Genomic DNA, 21,397 nt, shown 5'->3' on the forward strand with positions numbered 1-21,397 from the left:
GGCGGCTCAGTCCGCGTGGTTGCTCCGCAGCTCTGGGTAGTCTGACCAGGTACCGCCTGATCTCCTCTTGCGTCGGTCGGCCGTGTGGCCGCCGATGCCGATCACGTCAGCGATGACGGCGGCGGGCATACGCATCGACAGAAGGCTCATCCGGGTCTCGCGCGATACCCGTACGCGGATCCCACGCTCCGCGAGGCGAAGCCGGATGTAGGCGGCCGTCATGTGCGCGCCCGGGGATAGCCCCTCGAACAGCCAGGGTGATTCCCCTCCGGCATACCCGCGACGGGGTTCCGCCGACAGTTGTCGACGAACGAGATCACCGACCGCGTCGTCGAGCACGATGGGGGTGATACCGAACTGCACGGTCACCCGTTCTGGTGTGACGATGATCTGTTCGCGTTTCAGGCTGACCGTGCGACCGAGTAGTTGGGCGTAGACGAGCACGAACAGTCCGGCGACGCGCACTTCCAGCTCCACGCTCTCGTCTGTGAGGAGAACATCGGTGGCGCGCCATAGTTCCTCTTCGGTCATCGTCGCCATCGTGTTTCGAGCAGCACGATCATGAGTGGCCAGGTCACCTGCCAGCCTCGATCTCGTCGCCCATCGGACGAAATGATCCACCGGTTCCCGGGTCTTGATGCGGGCGGCGTAGTGGTCAAGTGAGCGCTGGTCAAGGTTTCCGAGGAGCATGCCTCTGGCATCCATCCAGGCCAGGAACCGCACGACAGCGGCAAGGCTGCCGCGCTGGCCGATGAACGCCTCCATGGATAGATCTCGTCCGCGATCACGGTAGCGTCGGTGCAGTTTGGGCAGGATGTCCCACCGGTAGAAGCGGCGGAGTTTGTTCCCAGACGTGGGCAGGAGGGTGCCCGCCAACGCGGTGACGTGCAGTGTGAGTTCATGCTGCAGCACGTGAATCTGCGGGAGTACGCCGGATTCGATGAGCAGCCGCCTGAAGTAGCGCGTCGCCGCACCCTGCTTGAGGAGATCAAGGGCCGAGTGGTCCACATCGACTGTGCCAGTGGCCATGCCTTTCAGTGTCGCTGCGACGTGCGGACGTCGAAGCCAGCGGACCACTGAGCGAGGGTCCATCGGAGCATCCGCGAGGTAGGCACGGAGACGGGTCAGCTCCACAGGAGTCGACGCGTCCGCGCCGATGAGGTCATCGAGCCGGACTTGCAAGCGGCACCGTCCACAGTGGGTGCCGGTCAAGAACTCTTCGCTGCCGCACGTGCGGCACGCGAACCTGGGTGGGAGACCCGCGCAGGTCGCGCAGGTGATCGCACCCTCATCGGTGAGGAAAGCGAGGACTCGAACTTTCCCGCACAGCGGGCATTCGGCCGGGTTTCGTCGGAGTGCGCTGTAACAGACGTTGCAGATTCTCCCACCGAGCAAGGAATACAGGCCCTCGGCTGAGCGCCCACACCGGTCGCAGCTACGGGTGGGTGTTGCTGCTGTCATCGATCGGGATCGGCTGGACGGTGAAGTCGTGCCCGCACAGGGCGAAGATCGCCAATCGCGGCGTCACGCCCGCGTGCAGTGCCCGTCTTCCTGGCCACTGCCGATTGCGCCGCCACCGTGATCAGATCATTCGGCTGACATCCAAAGATGCGGCACAACGCCGCCAGAACTTCGACGTTCAGCCTCTCCGGAGTGCGGGTGACCAGCCGATACACCTGCTCGCGGGAGAGTTCGACGCCCTGCTCGCGCAAAGGGGCTAGCAACTCGGTGGTCTGGAACATCCCGGCCCCGGCCATCACGGCGCGCAAGTGCCAGTCGATGGGGCCCTTGGACTCAGTTGTCATTGCGGTTCTCCGTGTTCCTCTTCAGCGCGTCGGCGAGCACCCGGTTCTTGTAATCGTCGCCGACGGATGTGTAGATCGCGGTGGTCGAGGCAAACGCATGCCCCACCTGGTCCTGAACAAACTTCTCGCTGTAGCCCCACTCGATGAGGTTCGTCACATAGGTGTGCCGCAGCGAATGCAGCGTCAGCTCCTCCGGAAGCCCAGCCTCGTCGCGCAACTCAGCGAATCGATCGTTCAGATAGCGAGGACTGACCCTCGTCCGGCGCTCCGTCGGCCAGAGGATACCCGTCTCCCAATCGCCAGCCATCCGGGGCCGCCCCTGGTCCACCCAATGAGTGAGGCCGTCAACAATCCAGTCGAACTCGGGCACAGTCAGCACGGTCCGCCGCTTGGGTCCGGTGCCCCGCGTGCCCTTCCCATGCCGGACGTAGACGGCGCCGAAGTTGCCGAACTGCGCTGCCACCGGGTTCGATCGCAGGTCAGCGATGTCGAGCCCGACGCACTCGGAGCGCCGAAGCCCAAACGCATAGATGGTCTTGAACATCTGAGCATTCCGGAGCGCAGCAAGTGCCCCCTTCCTCTTCGTGCGAACGATGCTCTCGACCCGAGCATCTGCAGCATCGAAGAACTGCTCCAACTCATCGAACGTGAGGGCTCGTCGTCCCGGCGATCCCTCGTAGTCCAGCAGATGCGTGATCGTGTTCCAGTCGTGGCAGATCTGCTGCGGGGCAGACCCGAAACGGGTCAGGCACTCCGCCTGCCAGCCGTACCGTTGGTCGGTGAGGAACTCGCAGAAGAGACGGACATCCGTCTGATAGCCCCGAATCGTCGACCTCGACAACAGCTTCGCTCCAGACCGCCCGCGGGATGAGTAGTCCTCGAGGTCCTGCGGCTGCCACTGCCACGGGTATGTTGCGCAGTACTCGGTGAAGTGCTCGATGAATCGCCGGCGTCGATCAATGGTTCTCGCCAGTAGGCCACGACTCGCCTGCTGATCCGACCACCCATCCAACATCGACTCGAAAACGTATTTAGCCTCATCGAGCGCGACGACGTTCCCGATCAATCGCAGCGAAGATTGACCAACATCACCTGGACCAGAGCTCACGTCTCTATGTTGCAGTAGATGCATCATTCTTGCAACTGTCTGGTGCGCCTAGATGCCGAGGTAATGTGCTTGACGCCCTCCACGAGCCACCAAAGCCGGTCGCGGGCGTAGGCAGGCCCGCTTCTTGTCTCGATGATGCCCGCAAGACGAGCTCATCGAGCTCCTCCGAGGTTCTGAGCTCCCCAAACCAGACATCTCAGGACTGCAACTTCAATACAGGAAGACCCGATCAATCCAGAAATTCCTGAACAAGGATGCATCTGATGCCGATACTTCTCACTTAGCGGATCATGGCGAACCATCCGCACATCGTGTACGGGTCCATCACCGGCTTCGGCTCCGAGGGGCCCCTCGCTGAACACGCGGGCACTGAGGTCATCGTAGAGGCGGAGTCCGGTCTGATGAGTGTGACGGGCCTCCCGGGCGGAGAACCCGTCCGATTCGGCGTCGCGATGATCGACATCGCGAGCGGGCTTTCGGCCATGAACGGCATCCTTGCGGCGCTCATCGAGCGCGGGCGAACCGGTCGCGGCCGGCGGATAGAGGTCTCCTTGTTCGCTACAGCCATCAGCGGCCTGGGCACCGTGATCGCCAGCGCCTCCGCCGGCGGTGGAAATCCCCGGGCATGGGGGAGTGCCCATCCTTCGATCGTCCCCTATCGCGCGTTCGCGACATCGGACGGCTATGTCGTCCTCGGCGCCACCAACGATCCGATGTATGAACGGCTGCTGCGCGCTCTTGACCTCGAGGACTTCGACCAGGAGGACTGGCGGGTGAATGCCGGGCGCGTCCGCGACCGTGAGGTGCTCGAACAGATGCTGGCCGCGCGAGTACGCGAGCTCTCTGCGGAAGAGGTCATGGGACGGCTCCGGAAGCATCGTGTGCTCGTTGCGCCCGTCCGAACGCCTGATGAAGCCGCGCGCGGCGAACAGGCGAGAGCACTGGGCCTCATCGTCGACGACGACGGGCTCCTCGTCGCGCGATCCCCGCTGAGCACGAACGGGACGCGACTGCTCCACTCCGCGCCCGCCCTGGGTGCGCACACCGAAGAAGTGCTTGCGGAACTGCGCATGATCCGAGAGGAAGCCGCACGATGAACACCACCACGACGACCCGGCGCCTCGTCGAGGAAGAAGCGACAACTGCGTCGATGCGGCCAGTCATGGATCTGCTGAGGAACAGGGCGTTCCTCGGCATCGTGGTGCTCCTCCTTCTGGTCGCCTTCTTCGCGTGGCAGCTGCCCGAGACATACCTCACGGTCGACAACATGAAATCGATCCTCCAGCAGCAGTCGACGTTGATCGTGTTGGCGCTGGGCGTCACATTCGTGTTGATGATCGGCGAGTTCGACCTGTCCTTCTCCTTCACGATCGGGTTGTCGGCAGCGGTGTCGATCCTGCTGATGTCGGCGCTCGGGGTTCCTTGGTTGGTCGCCATCCTCGCCGGGATCATCATCGGGATGCTCGTCGGCGTGGCCAATGGCCTTGCAGTGGCGTGGGGGCGGGCGCCGGCCTTCATCGCGACGTTGGCTGTCGGCTCGGCGGCCACAGGTATCGAGCAACTGCTCACGGGCAACAACACCATCGCGAACGGTGTACCGGTCGAGTACCTCATGTTCACCCTGGAGGAGTTCGCTGGACTGCCCAGCTCCGTGTGGCTCACCCTGCTGTTGGTCGCGATCTCCGTTTTCATCGTCTCGTTCACGACATTCGGCCGCCGCGTACGCGCGACCGGACTCAACCCCACCGCTGTCGCACTCGCCGGGACGTCGGTCGAGCGCGTGCGGCTCGGGGCCTTCGTCATCATGGGCCTGCTCGCAGGTCTCGCGGGTGTCATGGTCTCGTCCCTCGGCGGCTCCTACTTCCCGAACAGCGGTTCCGGGCTCCTACTGCCGCCGTACTCTGCGGTATTCCTGGGAGCGGCGATCATCGGCCGTGGCCGGTTCAGCCCCCTTGCCACGCTGTACGGCTTCGCGTTCATCGCTCTGCTGGAGCGCGGGCTGACGATGATGAATCAGAAGTCCGCCGTGATCATGCTCATCGAAGGGCTTGTGCTGCTGGTCGCCGTGGTGCTTGCCCGACAGGAGCGCAAGCGGTGAGCGCCGTGGTACAAGTCATGGACGACGACGTCGTTCTGCTTCGAGCGCACGGCGTGCGGAAGTCATTCGGCCCGGTCACGGTGCTCGATGGTGTCGACCTGACCCTGCGGGCGGGGCGCGTCGACGGGCTGATCGGCCGCAACGGCGCCGGCAAGAGCACGCTGGTGAACGTGCTGACCGGACGGCTGCCGGCCGACGAGATCGAACTCGAAGTCGGAGGCCGCCGTGTCGACGCGCACGGACCCGCGGACGCACTGGCGGCAGGCATCGTCGCCGTGCCGCAGGAGCTTGTCATGCCGATGGACATGACGGTCGTCGAAGTGGTGACGTTCGGGGCCGAGCCGCGTCGTTTCGGTGTGCTGGATCTTCGACGCGCATCGCGTGAGGTGCGGGCACTCTTCGAATCGATGGGGCTCGACATCGACCCTCACGCGCGGGTGAGCGACCTACCGGTGTCGTGGCAGCGCGTCGTCATGGTCGCGCAGGCGCTTCATCGGCGCGCACGTGTGCTCATCCTCGACGAGCCCACGGCTGCGATGAACGCCGAGGACTGCACACGCGTGCTCGATGTCGTCAGAAAAGTCCGGAACCGCGGGCTGGCAGTGCTGTACATCAGTCATCGGTTCGACGAGGTCGAGGACGTTTGCGACCGGGTCACCGCGATGGCTGACGGCAGCGTCATCGATGTCCTCGAGGCGGGAGAGGTGACGCACGCCAGGCTGGTCGCCGCGATCACCGGCTCTGACGAACCCGCGCAACGCGGCGAGCGACGACCCGGAACAGTCCGAGCGGACAGCCCGGTGCTGCGGATGAAAGCGGTCACGGCTCCTCGTGTGGACGAGGTGGATCTGGTCGTCCGCCCGGGCGAGATCGTGGGCCTCGCAGGGCTCCCCGGTTCGGGCATCGGAGAGGTCTTCCAACTCATTTCGGGAAGGGCCCGGCTGGACGAAGGCAGCATCCATGTGGGAGAGCGTGCCGTCACGTCGCCGCGTCGTGCAGGGCGCCTGGGCATCGAGCTGCTTCCTGCGAGCCGTGCGGATGCTTCGCTCCCTGGAGAGCCGGTGCTGGAAAACCTCGGGCTTCCGGCGCTGCGCAGGCTCAGCGGCGCGCTCGGCTTCACCACCGTCCCGCGGCTGCGTCGAGGCGTGGCGGATGTCGTGCGCAGGCTGTCGCTTGCACCGGTAGTGGAACGTCGGATGTGGCAGCTCTCCGGCGGTAATCAACAGAGGGTTCTCGTCGGTGCAAAGTTGTTGGCCGAGCCGCGCTTCCTCCTCTTGGAGGATCCGACGGTGGGCGTCGATGTCGCGGCGCGGGCGGAGTTGCACCAGCTTCTCTGGAGTCTGGCGGACGGGGGCATGGGACTCGTCGTCGGATCGAGTGACGTGGATGAACTGCGCGAACTGTGCGATCGGATCGTCGCGATGCGGCGCGGTCGCATCGTCGCCGAATGGCCGGCTGGAGGGGTTACCGAACAGGAACTCCTCACGGCAGTGACAGGAAGTGGTGTCGGCAAAGCCGCCGGCACCGGGACACAGAAAGAAGGATGACCATGAGGGACAAGATCTGGAAGCGCGTGCTCAGCGTCGCTGCGACGGCTTCCGTACTGAGTCTGGCGGCCTGTTCCGGCGGAGCGACGGGCGGGGGTGCGTCCGCAGACGCGGGCAACGGCGGCGACGGCATCGAGAAGCACACCATCGGATGGGTGGACGGCACGCTCGCCGGTTCGTTCCAGGAGCGGCTGCACGACATCGCCGAAGAGGCGGTCGAGCACATCGGCTGGGAGATGCAGACGGTGGACACGGCGGGCGACGCCTCCAAGGCCGCCCCCGGCGTCTCCAGCCTCGTCTCCTCGGGCGTCGACGCCATCATCATGTCGGCCGTGACCCCGTCCACCGCTCGCGCCGGGCTCATCCAGGCGCAGGCCAAGGGCATCCCGGTCCTGATGGTCGGGTCGGCCGTCGATGACAGCCTCGACGACGAGCTCGGTCTCACCTATATCGGCGAGGACGAGGACGGGCTGACGGCGCCGCTGGCCGAGCTGATGACCACGCAGCTCGCCGCGGGCGACAAGGTCGGCGTGCTCTACACGACGGCGCTCGCCTCCGCGGTGCAGCGCACCGACGCTCTGACGGCGGAGCTGAGCGAGGCGGGCATCACGGTGATCGACCCGCTGGAGACCGGGTTCGACTTCAGCGCCGGGCAGAAGAACGCCTCGACGCTGATCAACCAGAATCCGGACATGACGGCGATCATCTCGATCTTCGACCTGTGGACGGCGGCGACGGTCAGCTCGGTGAAGTCGTCGGGCAAGGACATCAAGGTCTACTCGTACTATGCGGATGCGGTGAACAACCCGTTGATGAAGGACAACCCGGACATGGTGCTCGGGTTGGCGGACGGCGACATGATCTCCAGTCCTCTTCTCGCGATCGACAAGCTGATCGCCTTCTTCGAGAACGGAACCGCGATCGACGCCAGCGGCCAGCAGGATTACAACTACGTGGCGGTCACGCAGGACACGCTGCCGCCGGGCGAGCAGAACGGTCCCGTGGCGCCGGAGGATGCGCTGGACCCGTATTACACGAAGTGGGCCGACGAGTACGGGATCCCCGCATCCTGACCCGAACCCGCCATCCGCTCAAGGAGGAGACATGACAGCACGACGCAGGATCGTAACAGGCCACGACGCCCAGGGGGCGTCTGTGATCGTCGGCGATGAGAGGGTCGTCCCGAGGACATCACCCGGTATCCCGGGGATGGAGATGAGCTATCTCTGGGCGGCCGACGGCCCCCAGCGGTATCCCGACGACGGATCCGAGCCCGCGTGGGACTCGCACTTCCCGCCCGTGGGAGGCTTCCGCTTCGTGACATACTCGTTGCCGCCGGTGGGCCATCCGGTGCCCGCCGAAGCGGCCGGCGAGGAGGCGCAGGCGCACGCGCGGAGGACGTTCCCCGGACTTCTCGACACGTATGAGGACGACGGATCGGGGACGCACACCTCCGACACGACCGATGTGGCGATCGTGCTGTCGGGCGAGGTCGTCCTCGGCCTGTCGGACGGCTCGGAGACAGTGCTGAGGGCGGGCGACACGATCGTGCAGAACGGCACGGCGCACAGCTGGGAGAACCGGAGCGCCGAGCGCGCCGAGTTGCTCTTCGTGCTCATCGGCGCGGAGCGGAGCGGATCATGACCGGCGCCACCGGCCGGGCCGCCGTCATGAGCTCCTTCGGCGCCGACTTCGAGATCCGTGCGTTCCCTCAGCCGGTCGCCGAGCCCGGCGGCCTCGTCGTGGAGATCGAGGCGGCGACGGTCTGCGGCTCCGATCTGCACGCCTGGAAGGGCGAGCTGTCGTTGCCGATCGACCCGCCGCTCATCCTCGGCCACGAGATGACGGGGCGCATCATCGAGATCGGCGACGGCGCGGAGATCGACAGCGTCGGCCAGCCGTTGCAGGTCGGGGACAGGGTCGTGTGGGCGCACCTGCCTTGCGGCCACTGCCACGAGTGCACGGTCGAGCACCAGCCGGTGCTGTGCGGGAACCGCTACATCGCCTACCTGACGGACTGCAGCGTCGCCCCGCACTTCACGGGGAGCTTCGCCGAATACGGGGTCGTGCGCCCAGGTGCGGGGCGGGTGCGCGTGCCGGATGCGGTCGAATCGACCTGGGCGTCGGCGGGCAGCTGTGCGCTGCGGACCGTTATCCGCGCCATGGAGATCGCCGGACCGATCGACCGGGACGACACGGTCGTCGTGCAGGGCGCGGGCCCGCTGGGGCTGTTCGCCACGGCGCTGCTGTCGCTGCATGACCCGCGCCGGCTCGTCGTCGTGGGTGCACCGGAGGACCGCCTCGCACTGGCCAGGGAGTGGGGTGCGACCGACACGGTCAGCGTCGAGCGCGGCCAGGAGCCGCAGGAGCGGATCGACGAGGTGCTCCGCATCACCGGTCGGGGCGCCTCCGTGGCGTTCGAGCTCGCAGGCTTCCCCGGTGTCGTCGGCGAGGGCGTGCAGATGATGGCGCGCAACGGGCGGTACGTCGTGATGGGGACGCTGGGCGGGCCGCCCCAGCCCATCAACGCATCGACGATCGCGACCCGCGGTATCACGGTCCGTGGCTCAATGAGCGGGGACATCGGCGACTACCACCGGGCGATGCTCGCGCTCGAGCGCTACCGCGACCGCTTCGACTGGAGTCGCATGCTGGGCAACGAGTATCCGCTCGAAAGACTGTCGGAGGCGATGACGACCATGCAGCGCATGGAGGAGATCAAGCCCGTGATCCGGCCGACAGCCACCGTCTGAGACCAAGGAAGAGAGCACACGAGATGACGACGACGTTCGAGGGTCTGCGATCGGCCCTGGAGGATCACGAGACCACGCTCCCCGAGCGGTTCCTCCTCGACATGGGCGCGGGGACGCGCGAGCCCGAGCGATGGTTCGCGAACCTGGACCCGGCGACGGGCGAGCTGCTGGCCGAGGTGGCCACGGCGACCCCCGCCGAAGTCTCCGACGCGGTCGGCGCGGCCGAAGCAGCGGCACCGGCCTGGGCGGCAGCCGCACCCGCGCAGCGTGGAGAGCTCCTGCGCCGCCTCGGTGCGCTCGTGCGTCGGGAGGCCGAGACGCTGGCACGGCTCGAGGTGCGCGACACCGGCAAGCCGCTGGCTCAGGGGCGCGCGGACATCGCCGCAGCGGCGCGTTATTTCGAGTACTACGGATCCATCGTGGAGGGGCTGCTCGGTGACAGTATCCCGCTGGGATCCGCGTCGTTGGCCGTGGTGGAGAACGTGCCCCACGGCGTCACGGGCCACATCGTGCCATGGAACTATCCGGCGCAGATCGCGGCGCGGTCGGTGGGCGCGGCGCTCGCCATGGGCAACGCGGCCGTGGTGAAACCCGCCGACGAGGCACCTCTGGTCACCCTCTGCTACGCCCGCCTCGCACGGGAGGCGGGGTTTCCCGCCGGAGTGTTCAACGTCATCCCCGGCGGGGCGGAAACCGGCACGGCGCTCATCACCGACGACCGCGTCGATCACGTCTCCTTCACGGGCTCCGTCGCGACGGGTCGCCTCGTTGCCGGCACGGTCGCGGGCCGGGGGAGGCCGACGCTGCTGGAGCTCGGCGGGAAGTCCGCCCACCTGGTGCTCGAGGGTGCCGACATCTCCCGCGCGGCGCCCGTGATCGCGCGGGCGCTGCTGCTGCACGCCGGACAGACCTGCACGGCGGGCACGCGCGTCATCGTCCACGAGTCGCTGCGCGCAGAGCTCCTGGACGCTCTCGCCCCGCATTTCGCCGGGGCGACGCTCGGCCCCGGGCTGACGGAGCCCACCGTGGGCCCCGTGGTCTCCGAGCGGCAGGCGGAGCGCGTGCGCGGGTTTATCGATCGGGCGCAGGCCGACGGCGCGGCGATCGTGGCGCAAGCCGAACCGGGCGGACATGCGGGCGGCTTCTTCGTGCCGCCGGTGCTCTTCGACGCCGTCTCGCAGTCCAGCGAACTGTTCGCCGAGGAGGTGTTCGGCCCGGTTCTGGCCGTGACGGCCGTCTCCTCCGACGAGGAGGCGCGTGAGGCCGCGCACAACTCCCGCTACGGCCTCACCGGAGCCGTCTGGTGTCAGGACGTCGATCGTGCGCTGGCGATGGCGCGCTCGCTGGATGTCGGGCAGGCCTACATCAACGGCTATGCACCGGGCGGTGGCGTTGAGCTGCCCTTCGGCGGCACGCGGGACAGCGGCTACGGCCGGGAGAAGGGCGTGGCCGCGCTCCGCGAATACAGCCAGGCGCGGACGCTGTTCGTCGACATCCGTGGCTGAGCAGACGGTCGACGGGTCCGTGCCCGGTCTCACAGCGCTGGATCGGGGCCTGCCCGCGGTGCATCCCGATCCGGCGCTGCCGACCCGGGTCCGCGTCTACGAGGTCGGCCCCCGCGACGGACTCCAGGCGGAGAGCCGCGTCGTCCCCACGGCAGAGAAGGTGCGCTTCATCCGCGCGCTGCGCTCCGCCGGACTCGAGACCGTGGAGGCGACCAGTTTCGTCGCCCCCGGGTGGATTCCTCAGCTCGACGATGCGGCGGAGATCATGGCGGAACTGGAATCGGATGCCGAGCACCTTCCGGTTCTCGTTCCCAATCAGCGCGGCGTGGAGCGAGCCCTGGCTGCGGGGTCGCGAGCCGTTGCCGTCTTCGTCAGTGCGACCGAAACCTTCGCGCAACGCAATCTGAACCGCAGCCTCCGGGAGGCGATGGATGCCGCCCTCGACGCCGTCGCGTACGCGCGTGCGGCGGGCATGACCGTCCGCGGGTACGTGTCGATGGTGTTCGGCGATCCCTGGGAGGGGGCGGTGTCGCTGTCGAACGTCGCGGCGATCTCGGCGGAGCTTCTCTCTGCGGGATGCGACGAGATCTCTTTGGGAGACACGATCGGAGTGGCGACCCCCGGGCACGTCGCCCGTGCCGTCGAGAGGCTTGACGCGACCGGAGTGCCATCGAGCGCGATCGCGCTGCACTTGCACGACACATACGGACAGGCGCTAGCGAACGTTCTGGAGGGACTGCGTGCGGGGGTCACGACGTTCGATTCGTCAGCCGGAGGGCTCGGCGGGTGCCCGTATGCGGGCTCGGCGACGGGCAACCTCGCGACCGAGGACCTCCTGTGGATGCTGACGGGGCTCGGCATCGAGACCGATGTCGACCTGCGTGCGGTGCATCGAGCGGGGTCACGTGTCTCCACGATCCTCGGGAGGGCCTCGGTATCACGGGTCGCTGCGGCTCTCGAAGCGCCCCGACCGGCATAGTTCCCGCGCGGCCCGGGTTCTAGGCTGACCCCGTGAGCAGCGCGCGCCCCGAAGCGGGCACCCCGATGATCTTCCAGTGGCGCAAGTGGGACGGTGCGGCGCACTGGCGTCACGAGTGCGTGTACCTCGGGGCAGATGTGTGGGGCGACTGGGTCGGGCAGCCGGTCGGATGGCGCAGCGAGCGCCCGGGGCGGGAGTTCCTGGCGCCCGGGCCCAACGTCACGCTCGTGCCGGCGGCACCCGGCGACCACGCGCTCACGGTCAACCGCGATCACCCGCACGGGATGCGCGTGTACATCGATCTCGGGTGGGACGTGCGCTGGAGTGACGATCCGCTGCTGGCCACCGGCATCGACATGGACCTCGATGTCGTGCGCGTGATCGGAGAGCGGGGCACGTGGGTCGATGACCGCGACGAGTGGGACGAGCATCGCGTGCGGTACGGCTACCCCGCCGATGTCGTGACGCGCTTGGAGGCTCTCGCCGTCGACCTCGAGGATCGCGTGCGCGCGCAGGAGGCGCCCTTCGACGACGCGACCGCCGACGCCTGGCTCGACCGTCTCGTCGCGCTGCGCCTGGATCGATGAGCGTGGACCGCTGAGCGCGGACCGCCGCGCATAGACTCGAGGGATGACCCCGGACGAGCCCAACCGCGCCGATCTCGGCAAGGATCCCGCGCGCGTGAGCGGCATGTTCGATCAGGTCGCCAAGGGGTATGACCGCACGAACGTCGTGATGACGGCAGGCAACGACGCCCTGTGGCGGGCCGCCACCACCCGCGCCGTCGCGCCAAAGCGCGGCGAGCGCATCCTCGATCTGGGGGCGGGCACGGCGTCGTCGTCTGCGTCGCTCGCCGCGAGCGGGGCCGATGTCGTCGCCGCGGACTTCTCGCCCGGCATGCTGGCCGAGGGTGAGCGCCGGCACGGGCACCTGCGCAACCTCTCCTTCGTGCAGGCGGATGCGACCGATCTTCCATTCGGCGACGACGAGTTCGACGCGGTCACGATGTCGTACAGCCTGCGCAACGTGAACGATCCGAAGAAGGCGCTGCGCGAGCTGTTCCGGGTGACCAAGCCCGGTGGGCGCCTGGTGATCAACGAGTTCTCCACGCCGCCGAGCCCGCTGTTCCGCGGGTTCTACCGCTTCTACAACGCCCGGGTGCTGCCGCGCGTCGCGCGTCTGGCCGGCACGAACGGCGAGGCCTACGACTATCTCAACGAGTCGATCGCGGCATGGCCCGATCAGGCGACCCTGTCGGCGTGGATCCGCGAGGCGGGCTGGACGGATGTCGCCCACCGCAACCTGTCATTCGGGATCGTCGCGCTGCACCGGGCCCGCAAACCCGGTTCGCCGAGCTGACGATGCGCTCTCGCGCGGGGGAGCGCGGCACGGCAGGTAGGCTGGTCGGGTGACTTCGAGCCCTCTCGCGTCGGGTTCGCGACTGGCGAGCCGACTCGGTTTCAGCGACCGCGTCTTCGTCGGTCCTGCCGCTCGCCGACTGGCCGCCGAGGTCGAGGCGGGCCTCGACCTCGTCGAGTCCGGTCTCGCCGAGGATCTGCACGTCGCCGACAGCCTCGCCGACACCACGAGCCGCTACCTGTACGAGGCCGGCGGCAAGCGCGTGCGTCCTGTCCTGGCACTGCTCACGGCACAGCTGGGCGAGGGCAACATCCCCGCCGTCATCGACATCGCCAAGGCCCTGGAGATCACGCATCTCGGCTCGCTGTACCACGACGACGTCATGGACGGCGCCGACCGCCGCCGCGGGGTTCCCGCCGCGCACGCGGTGTGGGGCAACAACGTCGCCATCCTCACCGGCGACATCCTCTTCTCCCGGGCCAGCCAGCTCATGTCGCGCCACGGCGACCGGGCCATCCGGTTGCAGTCCGACACGTTCGAGCGTCTCGTGCTCGGGCAGCTGCACGAGACCGTCGGACCGCAGGAGGGCGAGGACCCGATCGAGTTCTATCTCCAGGTGCTCGCCGACAAGACCGGCTCGCTCATCGCCGCCGCCACCCAGGGCGGGGCGATCTTCTCGCACGCGCCCGAGGAATACGTGGAGCCGCTGCGCCGCTACGGCGAGAAGGTAGGCGTCGCCTTCCAGCTGCTCGACGACGTGATCGACCTCTCGGCCGACGCCGACGACACCGGCAAGGTGCCGGGCACCGACCTGCGCGCGGGCGTGCCGACCATGCCGTCGCTGCTGCTGGCCCGAGAGACGGATGCCGCATCCGTCTCTCTGTCGGCGCAGATCGACGACGGAGTCGCCAGGATCGCCGAGGGCGAGGATCCGGCGATCCTCGACGAGCCGCTGCGTCGGCTGCGCGACCACGCGGTCACCGCGAAGACCATGGACCTGGCCAGGGAATGGACCGACGACGCGCTCGCCGCCCTCGCCCCGCTCTCGAAGGGCCCCGTGCGCGATGCGCTGGAGCGGTTCGCGCGCACGCTGGCCGATCGCAGCAGCTGACCAGCCGCTGACGGAAGGAAGAAATGACCAAGCTCAGGCTTGCCATCGTCGGAGCCGGCCCCGCCGGCATCTACGCCGCCGACCTCCTGCTCAAGGCGGAGCGGCGCTTCGACGTCTCCATCGACCTGTTCGAGCAGCTTCCCGCGCCGTACGGACTGGTGCGCTACGGCGTCGCCCCCGACCATCCGCGCATCAAGGGCATCATCAACGCCCTGCGCGACGTGCTCGACCGCGGCGACATCCGCCTGTTCGGCAATGTGCGCTTCGGCGAGGACATCACGATCGACGACCTGAAGCGCCACTACAACGCCGTGATCTTCGCCACCGGCGCGGTGCGCGACACGAGCCTCGACATCCCCGGCATCGACGCGGCGGCCTCGCACGGCGCGGCCGATTTCGTCAGCTGGTTCGACGGGCATCCGGATGTGCCGCGCGAGTGGCCGCTGGACGCCGCCTCGGTCGCCGTCCTCGGCAACGGCAACGTGGCCCTCGACGTGTCGCGGATGCTCGCCAAGCACGCCGAAGACCTCCTCGTCACCGAGGTGCCCGCCAACGTGCACGCGGGCCTGGAGGCCAGCGCCGTCACGGATGTGCACGTGTTCGGCCGCCGCGGCCCCGCGCAGGTGAAGTTCACCCCGCTCGAGCTGCGCGAGCTCGGCGAGCTGCGCGACGTGGACATGGTCGTCTACGACGAGGACTTCGACTACGACGAGGCGTCCATCCAGGCCATCGCGAGCAACAAGCAGGTCATGGTCATCGACCGCGTGCTGCAGTCGTGGCGCAAGCGGGACTCGGTCAACAACGCCGGCGGCACCGCATCCCGCCGTCTGCACCTGCACTTCTGGGCGCGTCCCGTCGAGGTCAGGAAAGACGCCGATGGCCGCGTGAGCGCCCTCGTGTACGAGCGCACCAAGCCCGACGGGCAGGGGGGCGCCGTGGGCACGGGCGAGATGCGCGAGGTGCCGGTGCAGGCGCTGTACCGCGCGATCGGCTATTTCGGTTCGCCGCTGCCCGGGGTTCCCTTCGACAAGAAGCACGGCGTCATCCCGAACCGCGAGGGCCAGGTGCTCGCCAAGGACTCCAACCAGCGCGTGCCCGGTATCTACGCGACCGGCTGGATCAAGCGCGGCCCGGTGGGCCTGATCGGGCACACCAAGTCGGATGCGATGGAGACGGTGCGCCACCTCATCAACGATCAGGGCTCGTGGTGGCAGCCTGAGCAGCCCGAGGAGGCGGCCATCCCGGCACTGCTCGCCGAACGCGGCGTGCAGTGGACGGATCTCGACGGCTGGCACCGCCTCGACGCGCACGAGATCGCCCTGGGCGGCGCCGAGGAGCGCGAGCGCATCAAGGTCGTCCCCCGTGACGAGATGGTGCGCATCTCCCGCGGGGAGTGACCGCCCGCGCCCGAGACTGCGCGCCCGTCAGGACTTGGGCGTCACCTCGACGGTGAAGCTCACGCTGTCGCCGCTGTCGGCGTTGTCGAGCGTGACCTCGGTCGTGCCCTCCTTGAGCGCATCCAGGCCCGGGTTGAACTGGGCGGAACCGTCGTCCTTGCCCGGGGTGAACGACACGATCGACGGATCGGCGATGTCGGCCGACCAGGCCGTGAAGTGCTCATCGTCACCGGTGAGGTCGATGACGTTGCCGACCGGCACCTCGACGGTCGTGCCGTCGATCTCGCCGAGGTCGACGATCACGGGCGGCAGGGTTTGCCCGGCCTGCGTGCACCCGGTGAGGCCCGCAGCGGCGCCGAGAACCAGCACCGCCGAGGTCAGGAGCGCGGCGCGGCGCGAACGGAAGAAGCGGTTCATGATGCCTCCGGGGATGCGGGATCCGGGATACGCGGACGCCTCCAGCGTAGGGGCGTTCGGGCGCGCGGGCTAGCATGGAATCCATGCGCACACCCCGGGCGGTTCGTGCCGCACGCGGCGGCGCGGCGGCGACGCTGGCGACCTTCGTGTCGCTGCTGTCGCACGTGGCCGCCGGCGGGGCGATGCCGGGATGGCTCGGTGTCGTGGCCCCGTGGCTGTTCTCCGTGCTCGTGTGTCTCGTGATCGCCGGACGCCGGCTGTCGGCCGTGCGGCTGAGTGCCGCCGTCGTTGTGAGCCAGGCGCTCTTTCACGTGCTGTTCGTGCTCGGCTCCGGATCCTCGACCGCCCTGGTCGGCCATTCGCATCACGGGGCCGTCGCCCTGGCCGCCTCGGGTTCGGGCGGCACCGCTCTCGACGTCGCGCTGCGGGGCGAGCCGCTGATGTGGGCGGCGCACGCGATCGCCGCGATCCTTACCGTCGTGGCCCTGTACCGCGGTGAGCGGATGCTCGTGCTGCTCTCGTACACCGCGCGCTCCGTCACCGCCTGGCTTTCGCGCCTGGTCGCCGTCGTGCTCGCGCCCGTCGTCATCCGTCCGCGTCGCGTGGCCACGACCCCGCGGCCGTCGCGCGTCGTGCTCCCGGCGGTGCCTCTGTCGGCGGTCGTCCGGCGCGGCCCTCCCGCCCTGGTGTGATCCGCCGCGGCTTCTGCCGCGCTCGCCGCGTCCTCCGATCGCGGCGTTCACCGATGCGCCTCCCGCGCCTCGGCACCGATCGCACTCGCGCCCTTCGAAGGCGCTGTTTGCGGGCATCGCCCGCAGGGAGAACACCCATGACGAATTCGACCCAACTGACAAGACCAACCGAACAGGTGTGTCCGACCGAACAGGAAAGAACCGCGCGCACCCGCCGCGCACCGCAGCGCCTGCGCGCCGTGGTCACCGGCATCGTGATCGCCGCGGCCGCCGTGCTGGGCACGGCGTTGCCGGCATCCGCACACGACGAGCTCATCTCCAGCACCCCCGAGGTGGATGCGGTGCTCGAGACGGCGCCGACCGAGATCGTGCTCGGCTTCTCGGGCGACGTGCTCGAGGGCACGGCCACCGTCGTGCTGCTGGACGCCGACGGCACCGATCACGTCTCCGGCGCTCCGGAGGTGCTCAGCGGCACCGTCACCACCCCGGTGGCGGAGGGGCTGAAGGCCGGTGCGTACGAAGTGCGCTGGGCGGTGACCTCCGAAGACGGGCACCCGATCTCGGGCGTCATCCCGTTCACGATCGACGGCGCCGCCTCGCCGGAGCCGACGAACAGCGCCGAGCCGACGACCCCGCCGTCGCCCACCGCCACGGCGGGGCCGGGTGACTCCGCGGCCCCGACCGCGACGCCGGACGAGAACGGACAGGGCCTGCCCGTGGCCGCCATCGTGGCGATCGTCATCGGCGGACTGGTCGTGCTCGGCATCGTCATCGCGATCGTCATGGCCGCCCTGCGCCGCCGGTCGGCGACCGGATCGACCGGCACGTCGTCCGATGACGCGCCCCGGTCGTAACCGGCTGATCGCCCGGCTGTACGCAGCCGTCTGATCCCCCCCGGGGCACCGGATCCGCCCGTTCGGGCCGATCCGGCCTCGCCCCTGCCCGTTCCGGGCATCCGTCCGTCCTGCGACGCGGCGGTTCTCAACGACCCCGAAAGACACCCTCATGACAACTTCTTCCCCCTTCCGTTCCTTCTCGCTCCGCTCCGCCGCCGGCGCCGGTGCGCTGGCGCTCGCGGCGGGTCTCGCTCTCAGCGGATGCGCCCCCGCGGCCTCGGCCGGCACCTCGCCCTCGGCATCCGCCTCGGCGTCGACCGCCGCCTCCTCGGTCACCGTCGTCGACGGATGGATCAAGGCGGCCGACAGCGGCATGTCGGCCGCCTTCGGTGAGCTGCGCAACGACGGCGCCGCCGATGCGACCCTCACGGCGGTGCGCACGACGGCGTCGTCGATGATCCAGCTGCACGAGACCGTCGACGACGGCGCCGGTCAGATGCAGATGCAGGAGAAGGACGGCGGATTCGCAATCCCCGCCGGCGGCAGGCACGTGCTCGAACCCGGCGGCGACCACATCATGTTCATGGAGCTGGCCGCCCCGTTGCGCGCCGGTGACGAGGTCGAGCTCACACTGGAGTTCTCCGACGGATCGACGACGTCGGTGACGCTCCCGGTCAAGGACTACGCGGGCGCGAACGAGAAGTACAGCGACGGCGACGAGCACGCCGGTCACGGCTCGGCACGATGAGCGGCGCCCCGGACAAGGGGCGTGCGACCCGGCGGCAGTTCCTCCTCGGAGGGGCCGCCGCCGGCGTCGGCGCCGTCGGGGGTGCCGCGGCGGGTGCGACGCTCGCCGCGACCGCTCCCGCCACCTCTCCCGATCCGACAGCATCCGCGCCGCCCGCGCTGCACGGCGCGAGCACGGTCGCCTTCCACGGTGCGCATCAGGCGGGCATCGCCACGGATGCGCCCGCCCACGCGCTGTTCCTCGCGCTCGATCTGCGCGACGGTGTGGACCGGGAGGCGCTGGGCCGGCTGATGCGCACGCTCAGCGACGACGCGGCCCGTCTCTCGGCGGGCCGCCCGGCCCTGGCCGACACCGAGCCGGAGCTCGCCCCGGCCCCGGCGAACCTCACCGTCACGTTCGGCTTCGGCCCCGGCTTCGTCGCCCGTGCGGGCGGGGAGATGCCGGCCTGGCTGGGCCCGCTGCCGGCGTTCGGCATCGATCGGCTGCGGCCGGAGTACGGCGACGGCGACCTGCTGCTGCAGATCTGCTCCGACGACCCGCTCACGGCCGCGCACGCGGCGCGCATGCTGCTGAAGGATGCGCGCTCGTTCGCCACCGTGCGCTGGCGCCAGCGCGGGTTCCGCCGGGCGCACGGCACGCAAGCGCCTGGTACGACGATGCGCAACCTCTTCGGCCAGGTCGACGGCACGTCCAACCCGCGGCCGGGCAGTGCCGAGTTCGCGCGTACGGTGTGGATCGACGACGGCTGGCTCGCGGGCGGTACGAGCGTCGTCGTGCGGCGCATCCGCCTCGACCTCGACGGCTGGGACCGCATCGATCGTGCCGGCCGGGAGCAGTCGGTCGGGCGCACCCTCGCCGACGGGGCGCCGCTCACCGGGGGAGGAGAGCACGACGAGCCCGATCTCGCCGCGACCACCCCGCTCGGCTTTCCGGTGATCCCGGCCTTCGCGCACCTGCGCCGGGCGCGCGGCGAGGGCGGCGGTGAGGGTGCCGCTGAGCGCATCTTCCGCCGCGCGTACAACGATGACGCGGATCCGTCGGGAGAGGAGATCTCGGAGTCCGCGCTCGTGTTCGTGTCGTTCCAGGCGGATGTGCACGCGCAGTTCGTGCCGATCCAGCAGCGGCTCGATGAGCTCGATCTGCTGAACACGTGGACGACCCCCATCGGGTCTGCCGTGTTCGCGGTGCCGCCGGGATGCGCTCCTGGCGGCTGGATCGGCGAGACCCTCCTCGCGTGAGGCCTCGCGCGGATTCGAGGCGAGACGATCCGGGGGCTCTCTCCGCGGCGGCGGGCTACGCTGACGCCATGGAGTGGGTCCCCGACGTCCTCGGCGAGGAGTTCACGCAGCGCACGCTCCCGCTCGGCGCCGATGACGAGGGGCCGCTCGTCGCCACCCTCGTGCGCGCCCTGCCCCGGCGCACGTGGTGGCAGCGGATCGCGGGGGATCGACGCGAGCTCACCGACGTCGACGTGCTCTACGTGCACGGTTGGTCCGACTACTTCTTCCAGAAGCCGCTGGCGAGGTTCTTCACGGCGCGCGGCGCCCGGTTCTTCGCGCTCGATCTGCGCAAGTACGGTCGCAGCCTGCGACCGGGGCAGACCCCCGGCTACGTCTCCGACCTCGCCGAGTACGACGCCGACATCGCCGCCGCGCTCGCCGTCATCCGCGAGGGAGTGCCGCAGCCCGATCCGGATGCCGACGGCGGCACGGCCCGCCCGGGGCGGCGCCTGCTGCTGCTCGGCCACTCCACGGGCGGGCTGGTGCTCAGCCTGTGGGCGTCACGGCATCCCGGTGAGGCGGATGCACTGGTGCTGAACAGTCCGTGGCTCGAGTTCCAGCTCTCCCGCTTCACGCGCGAGGCGGTGCTGCCGCTCGTGGGCCTGCACGCGCGCTACCGTCCGCTCGAGCGCGCACCGCAGGTCGATCTGGGCTTCTACAGCCGTGCTCAGCGCGAGGTGGCCGAACCCGATGACGAGACGCCGAATCCCGAATGGCGACCGGCTCAGACCATGGCGGTGCACTCGGGCTGGCTGCACGCCGTGCTCGCCGGGCACGCGGCCGTGGCGAAGGGGCTCGATATCGGGATGCCGGTGTGCGTGCTGCTCTCCACGCGCACGGCTGTGCCCACCTCGTGGTCCGACGCGCTCACGCGCGCCGACACGGTGCTCGTCGTCGACGACATCGCCCGCGCGGCGCTCAAGCTCGGCGCCTCGGTCACCGTCGAGCGCATCGAGGGCGCGCTGCACGACGTATTCCTCTCCCGGCATGAAGCCAGGCAGGATGCCTACGACCGCCTCGGCCGGTGGGTCACCGGATGGGCCGTCGTGCGCTGAGCCTCCCGTGGGCGCGGTCGTGGGTCGAGTGCATGTGTTCCAGCAGCATGGTCGAGAACGTCGCGGCGTCACCGCGCGCCACCACCTCTGCGAGCTCGCGATGCGCGGTGACGATTCCGCTCATCCTGGCGCGATCGCGCCAGACCGAGCGGGTCGTCATGCGCCGCAGCCGGTCGCGCAGGCCGCGATAGATGTCGGCGAGCACGTCGTTGCCGCCCGCGGCGACGATCATGAGGTGGAACTCGGCGTCGAGCTCGATGAAGGTCTCCACGTCGTCGGCCTCCATCGCCTCCCGCGTGCGCTCGGTCACCGCGATCAGCTCGCGGCCGAACGCCTCGGCTTCGCGGGGCTCGTGCGAGAGCATCGTCACGGCGTGGGTCTCGATGAGCTGGCGCGCCTCGAGCACCTGCTCCATCTCCTCCGGCTGCACGGGCACGACGAGGGCCCCGCGCTTGGGGTACAGCCGCAGCCAGCCCTCGGCCTCCAATCGCAGGAAGGCTTCGCGCACGGGGGTGCGGCTCACACCGAGCGCCTCGACGAACTGCCCCTCGGTGATCATCTCGCCGGCGGGCAGCTGTCCGTCGAGCACGCGCTCGCGCACGTGCCGGTAGACCTGTTCGGATGCCGACATCGCCTCGGTCATTCGGCCTCCTTCCCTCGAAGCGTTCAGCGTACGGCATCCGCGCGCCTTGGATGCGTGATGCATC

Annotated in this window: 22 protein-coding genes; 17 read left to right on the forward strand and 5 right to left on the reverse strand. The window is 69.1% G+C overall.

The window, feature by feature from the left end; translation table 11 throughout:
* Nucleotides 1-6: 6 nt before the first annotated feature.
* The 3 genes from BKA02_RS07750 to BKA02_RS07760 form a co-directional block, all read right to left on the reverse strand.
* Nucleotides 7-1,029, reverse strand: coding sequence for a hypothetical protein (locus BKA02_RS07750; protein WP_179432832.1), 1,023 nt, complete (start codon nt 1,027-1,029; stop codon nt 7-9).
* 428 nt (nt 1,030-1,457) lie between these two features.
* Nucleotides 1,458-1,805 (reverse strand): helix-turn-helix domain-containing protein, encoded by a 348-nt coding sequence (locus tag BKA02_RS07755; protein ID WP_179432834.1) that lies wholly within the window; start codon nt 1,803-1,805, stop codon nt 1,458-1,460.
* The gene (locus BKA02_RS07760) at nt 1,795-2,913 is read right to left on the reverse strand and encodes a tyrosine-type recombinase/integrase (RefSeq protein ID WP_343045372.1); all 1,119 of its coding nucleotides are present in this window, start codon (nt 2,911-2,913) and stop codon (nt 1,795-1,797) included. The genes BKA02_RS07755 and BKA02_RS07760 overlap by 11 nt, the downstream gene beginning before the upstream one ends.
* A 290-nt stretch (nt 2,914-3,203) precedes the next feature.
* On the opposite strand from BKA02_RS07760, the gene BKA02_RS07765 reads away from it, so the two are divergent.
* From BKA02_RS07765 to BKA02_RS07815, 12 genes are all read left to right on the forward strand, one after another.
* Nucleotides 3,204-4,010 carry a CaiB/BaiF CoA transferase family protein gene (locus BKA02_RS07765; protein ID WP_179432836.1) on the forward strand — a complete coding sequence of 269 codons (807 nt, stop codon included), beginning with the start codon at nt 3,204-3,206 and terminating at the stop codon, nt 4,008-4,010.
* Nucleotides 4,007-5,011: an ABC transporter permease gene (locus BKA02_RS07770; RefSeq protein ID WP_179432838.1), complete on the forward strand. Its 1,005-nt coding sequence runs from the start codon at nt 4,007-4,009 to the stop codon at nt 5,009-5,011. The genes BKA02_RS07765 and BKA02_RS07770 overlap by 4 nt, the downstream gene beginning before the upstream one ends.
* Nucleotides 5,008-6,558 (forward strand): ATP-binding cassette domain-containing protein, encoded by a 1,551-nt coding sequence (locus BKA02_RS07775; RefSeq protein ID WP_179432840.1) that lies wholly within the window; start codon nt 5,008-5,010, stop codon nt 6,556-6,558. Before BKA02_RS07770 ends, BKA02_RS07775 begins: the two co-directional genes overlap by 4 nt.
* Before the next feature lie 2 nt (nt 6,559-6,560).
* A complete protein-coding gene (locus tag BKA02_RS07780) occupies nt 6,561-7,631 on the forward strand; it encodes a sugar ABC transporter substrate-binding protein (protein WP_179432842.1) in 1,071 nt (356 codons plus the stop codon).
* Between the two features lie 142 nt (nt 7,632-7,773).
* Complete coding sequence (locus BKA02_RS07785; RefSeq protein WP_179432844.1) at nt 7,774-8,202, forward strand: cupin domain-containing protein; 429 nt, start codon at nt 7,774-7,776, stop codon at nt 8,200-8,202.
* Entirely contained in the window at nt 8,199-9,311 is a 1,113-nt protein-coding gene (locus BKA02_RS07790) for a zinc-binding dehydrogenase (RefSeq protein ID WP_179432846.1), read from the forward strand. The genes BKA02_RS07785 and BKA02_RS07790 overlap by 4 nt, the downstream gene beginning before the upstream one ends.
* A 23-nt stretch (nt 9,312-9,334) precedes the next feature.
* Nucleotides 9,335-10,816, forward strand: coding sequence for an aldehyde dehydrogenase family protein (locus BKA02_RS14375; protein ID WP_246285998.1), 1,482 nt, complete (start codon nt 9,335-9,337; stop codon nt 10,814-10,816).
* Nucleotides 10,809-11,795 carry a hydroxymethylglutaryl-CoA lyase gene (locus tag BKA02_RS07795; RefSeq protein ID WP_343045373.1) on the forward strand — a complete coding sequence of 329 codons (987 nt, stop codon included), beginning with the start codon at nt 10,809-10,811 and terminating at the stop codon, nt 11,793-11,795. The genes BKA02_RS14375 and BKA02_RS07795 overlap by 8 nt, the downstream gene beginning before the upstream one ends.
* 32 nt (nt 11,796-11,827) lie before the next feature.
* Nucleotides 11,828-12,382, forward strand: coding sequence for a DUF402 domain-containing protein (locus BKA02_RS07800; protein WP_179432850.1), 555 nt, complete (start codon nt 11,828-11,830; stop codon nt 12,380-12,382).
* A gap of 43 nt (nt 12,383-12,425) precedes the next feature.
* Entirely contained in the window at nt 12,426-13,154 is a 729-nt protein-coding gene (locus BKA02_RS07805) for a class I SAM-dependent methyltransferase (protein ID WP_179432852.1), read from the forward strand.
* A 49-nt stretch (nt 13,155-13,203) separates the two neighbouring features.
* Nucleotides 13,204-14,265, forward strand: coding sequence for a polyprenyl synthetase family protein (locus BKA02_RS07810; RefSeq protein WP_179432854.1), 1,062 nt, complete (start codon nt 13,204-13,206; stop codon nt 14,263-14,265).
* Between the two features lie 23 nt (nt 14,266-14,288).
* Entirely contained in the window at nt 14,289-15,662 is a 1,374-nt protein-coding gene (locus BKA02_RS07815) for an FAD-dependent oxidoreductase (protein WP_179432856.1), read from the forward strand.
* Between the two features lie 27 nt (nt 15,663-15,689).
* Here BKA02_RS07815 and BKA02_RS07820 read toward each other — a convergent pair whose 3' ends face one another.
* Nucleotides 15,690-16,079, reverse strand: a complete 390-nt coding sequence (locus BKA02_RS07820; RefSeq protein WP_179432858.1) for a type II and III secretion system protein family protein — start codon at nt 16,077-16,079, stop codon at nt 15,690-15,692.
* 83 nt (nt 16,080-16,162) lie between these two features.
* Here BKA02_RS07820 and BKA02_RS07825 point away from each other — a divergent pair, with 83 nt between their 5' ends.
* The 5 genes from BKA02_RS07825 to BKA02_RS07845 all read left to right on the forward strand — a co-directional run bounded on the left by BKA02_RS07825 (nt 16,163) and on the right by BKA02_RS07845 (nt 20,690).
* Nucleotides 16,163-16,771 (forward strand): hypothetical protein, encoded by a 609-nt coding sequence (locus BKA02_RS07825; protein WP_179432860.1) that lies wholly within the window; start codon nt 16,163-16,165, stop codon nt 16,769-16,771.
* Between the two features lie 137 nt (nt 16,772-16,908).
* Nucleotides 16,909-17,625 carry a copper resistance CopC family protein gene (locus BKA02_RS07830; protein WP_179432862.1) on the forward strand — a complete coding sequence of 239 codons (717 nt, stop codon included), beginning with the start codon at nt 16,909-16,911 and terminating at the stop codon, nt 17,623-17,625.
* Nucleotides 17,626-17,776: 151 nt separating this feature from the next.
* A complete protein-coding gene (locus BKA02_RS07835; RefSeq protein ID WP_179432864.1) occupies nt 17,777-18,355 on the forward strand; it encodes a copper chaperone PCu(A)C in 579 nt (192 codons plus the stop codon).
* Nucleotides 18,352-19,593, forward strand: a complete 1,242-nt coding sequence (locus tag BKA02_RS07840; protein ID WP_179432866.1) for a Dyp-type peroxidase — start codon at nt 18,352-18,354, stop codon at nt 19,591-19,593. Before BKA02_RS07835 ends, BKA02_RS07840 begins: the two co-directional genes overlap by 4 nt.
* Nucleotides 19,594-19,661: 68 nt before the next feature.
* On the forward strand, nt 19,662-20,690 hold the full coding sequence (locus BKA02_RS07845) for an alpha/beta hydrolase (protein ID WP_179432868.1): 1,029 nt from the start codon (nt 19,662-19,664) through the stop codon (nt 20,688-20,690).
* Here the strand turns inward: BKA02_RS07845 and BKA02_RS07850 are convergent.
* A complete protein-coding gene (locus tag BKA02_RS07850; RefSeq protein ID WP_179432870.1) occupies nt 20,665-21,333 on the reverse strand; it encodes a GntR family transcriptional regulator in 669 nt (222 codons plus the stop codon). The genes BKA02_RS07845 and BKA02_RS07850 overlap by 26 nt on opposite strands.
* Nucleotides 21,334-21,397 lie beyond the last annotated feature (64 nt).

Origin of the sequence: Microbacterium pseudoresistens (genome assembly GCF_013409745.1) — a bacterium.
GTDB classification, from domain to species: domain Bacteria; phylum Actinomycetota; class Actinomycetes; order Actinomycetales; family Microbacteriaceae; genus Microbacterium; species Microbacterium pseudoresistens.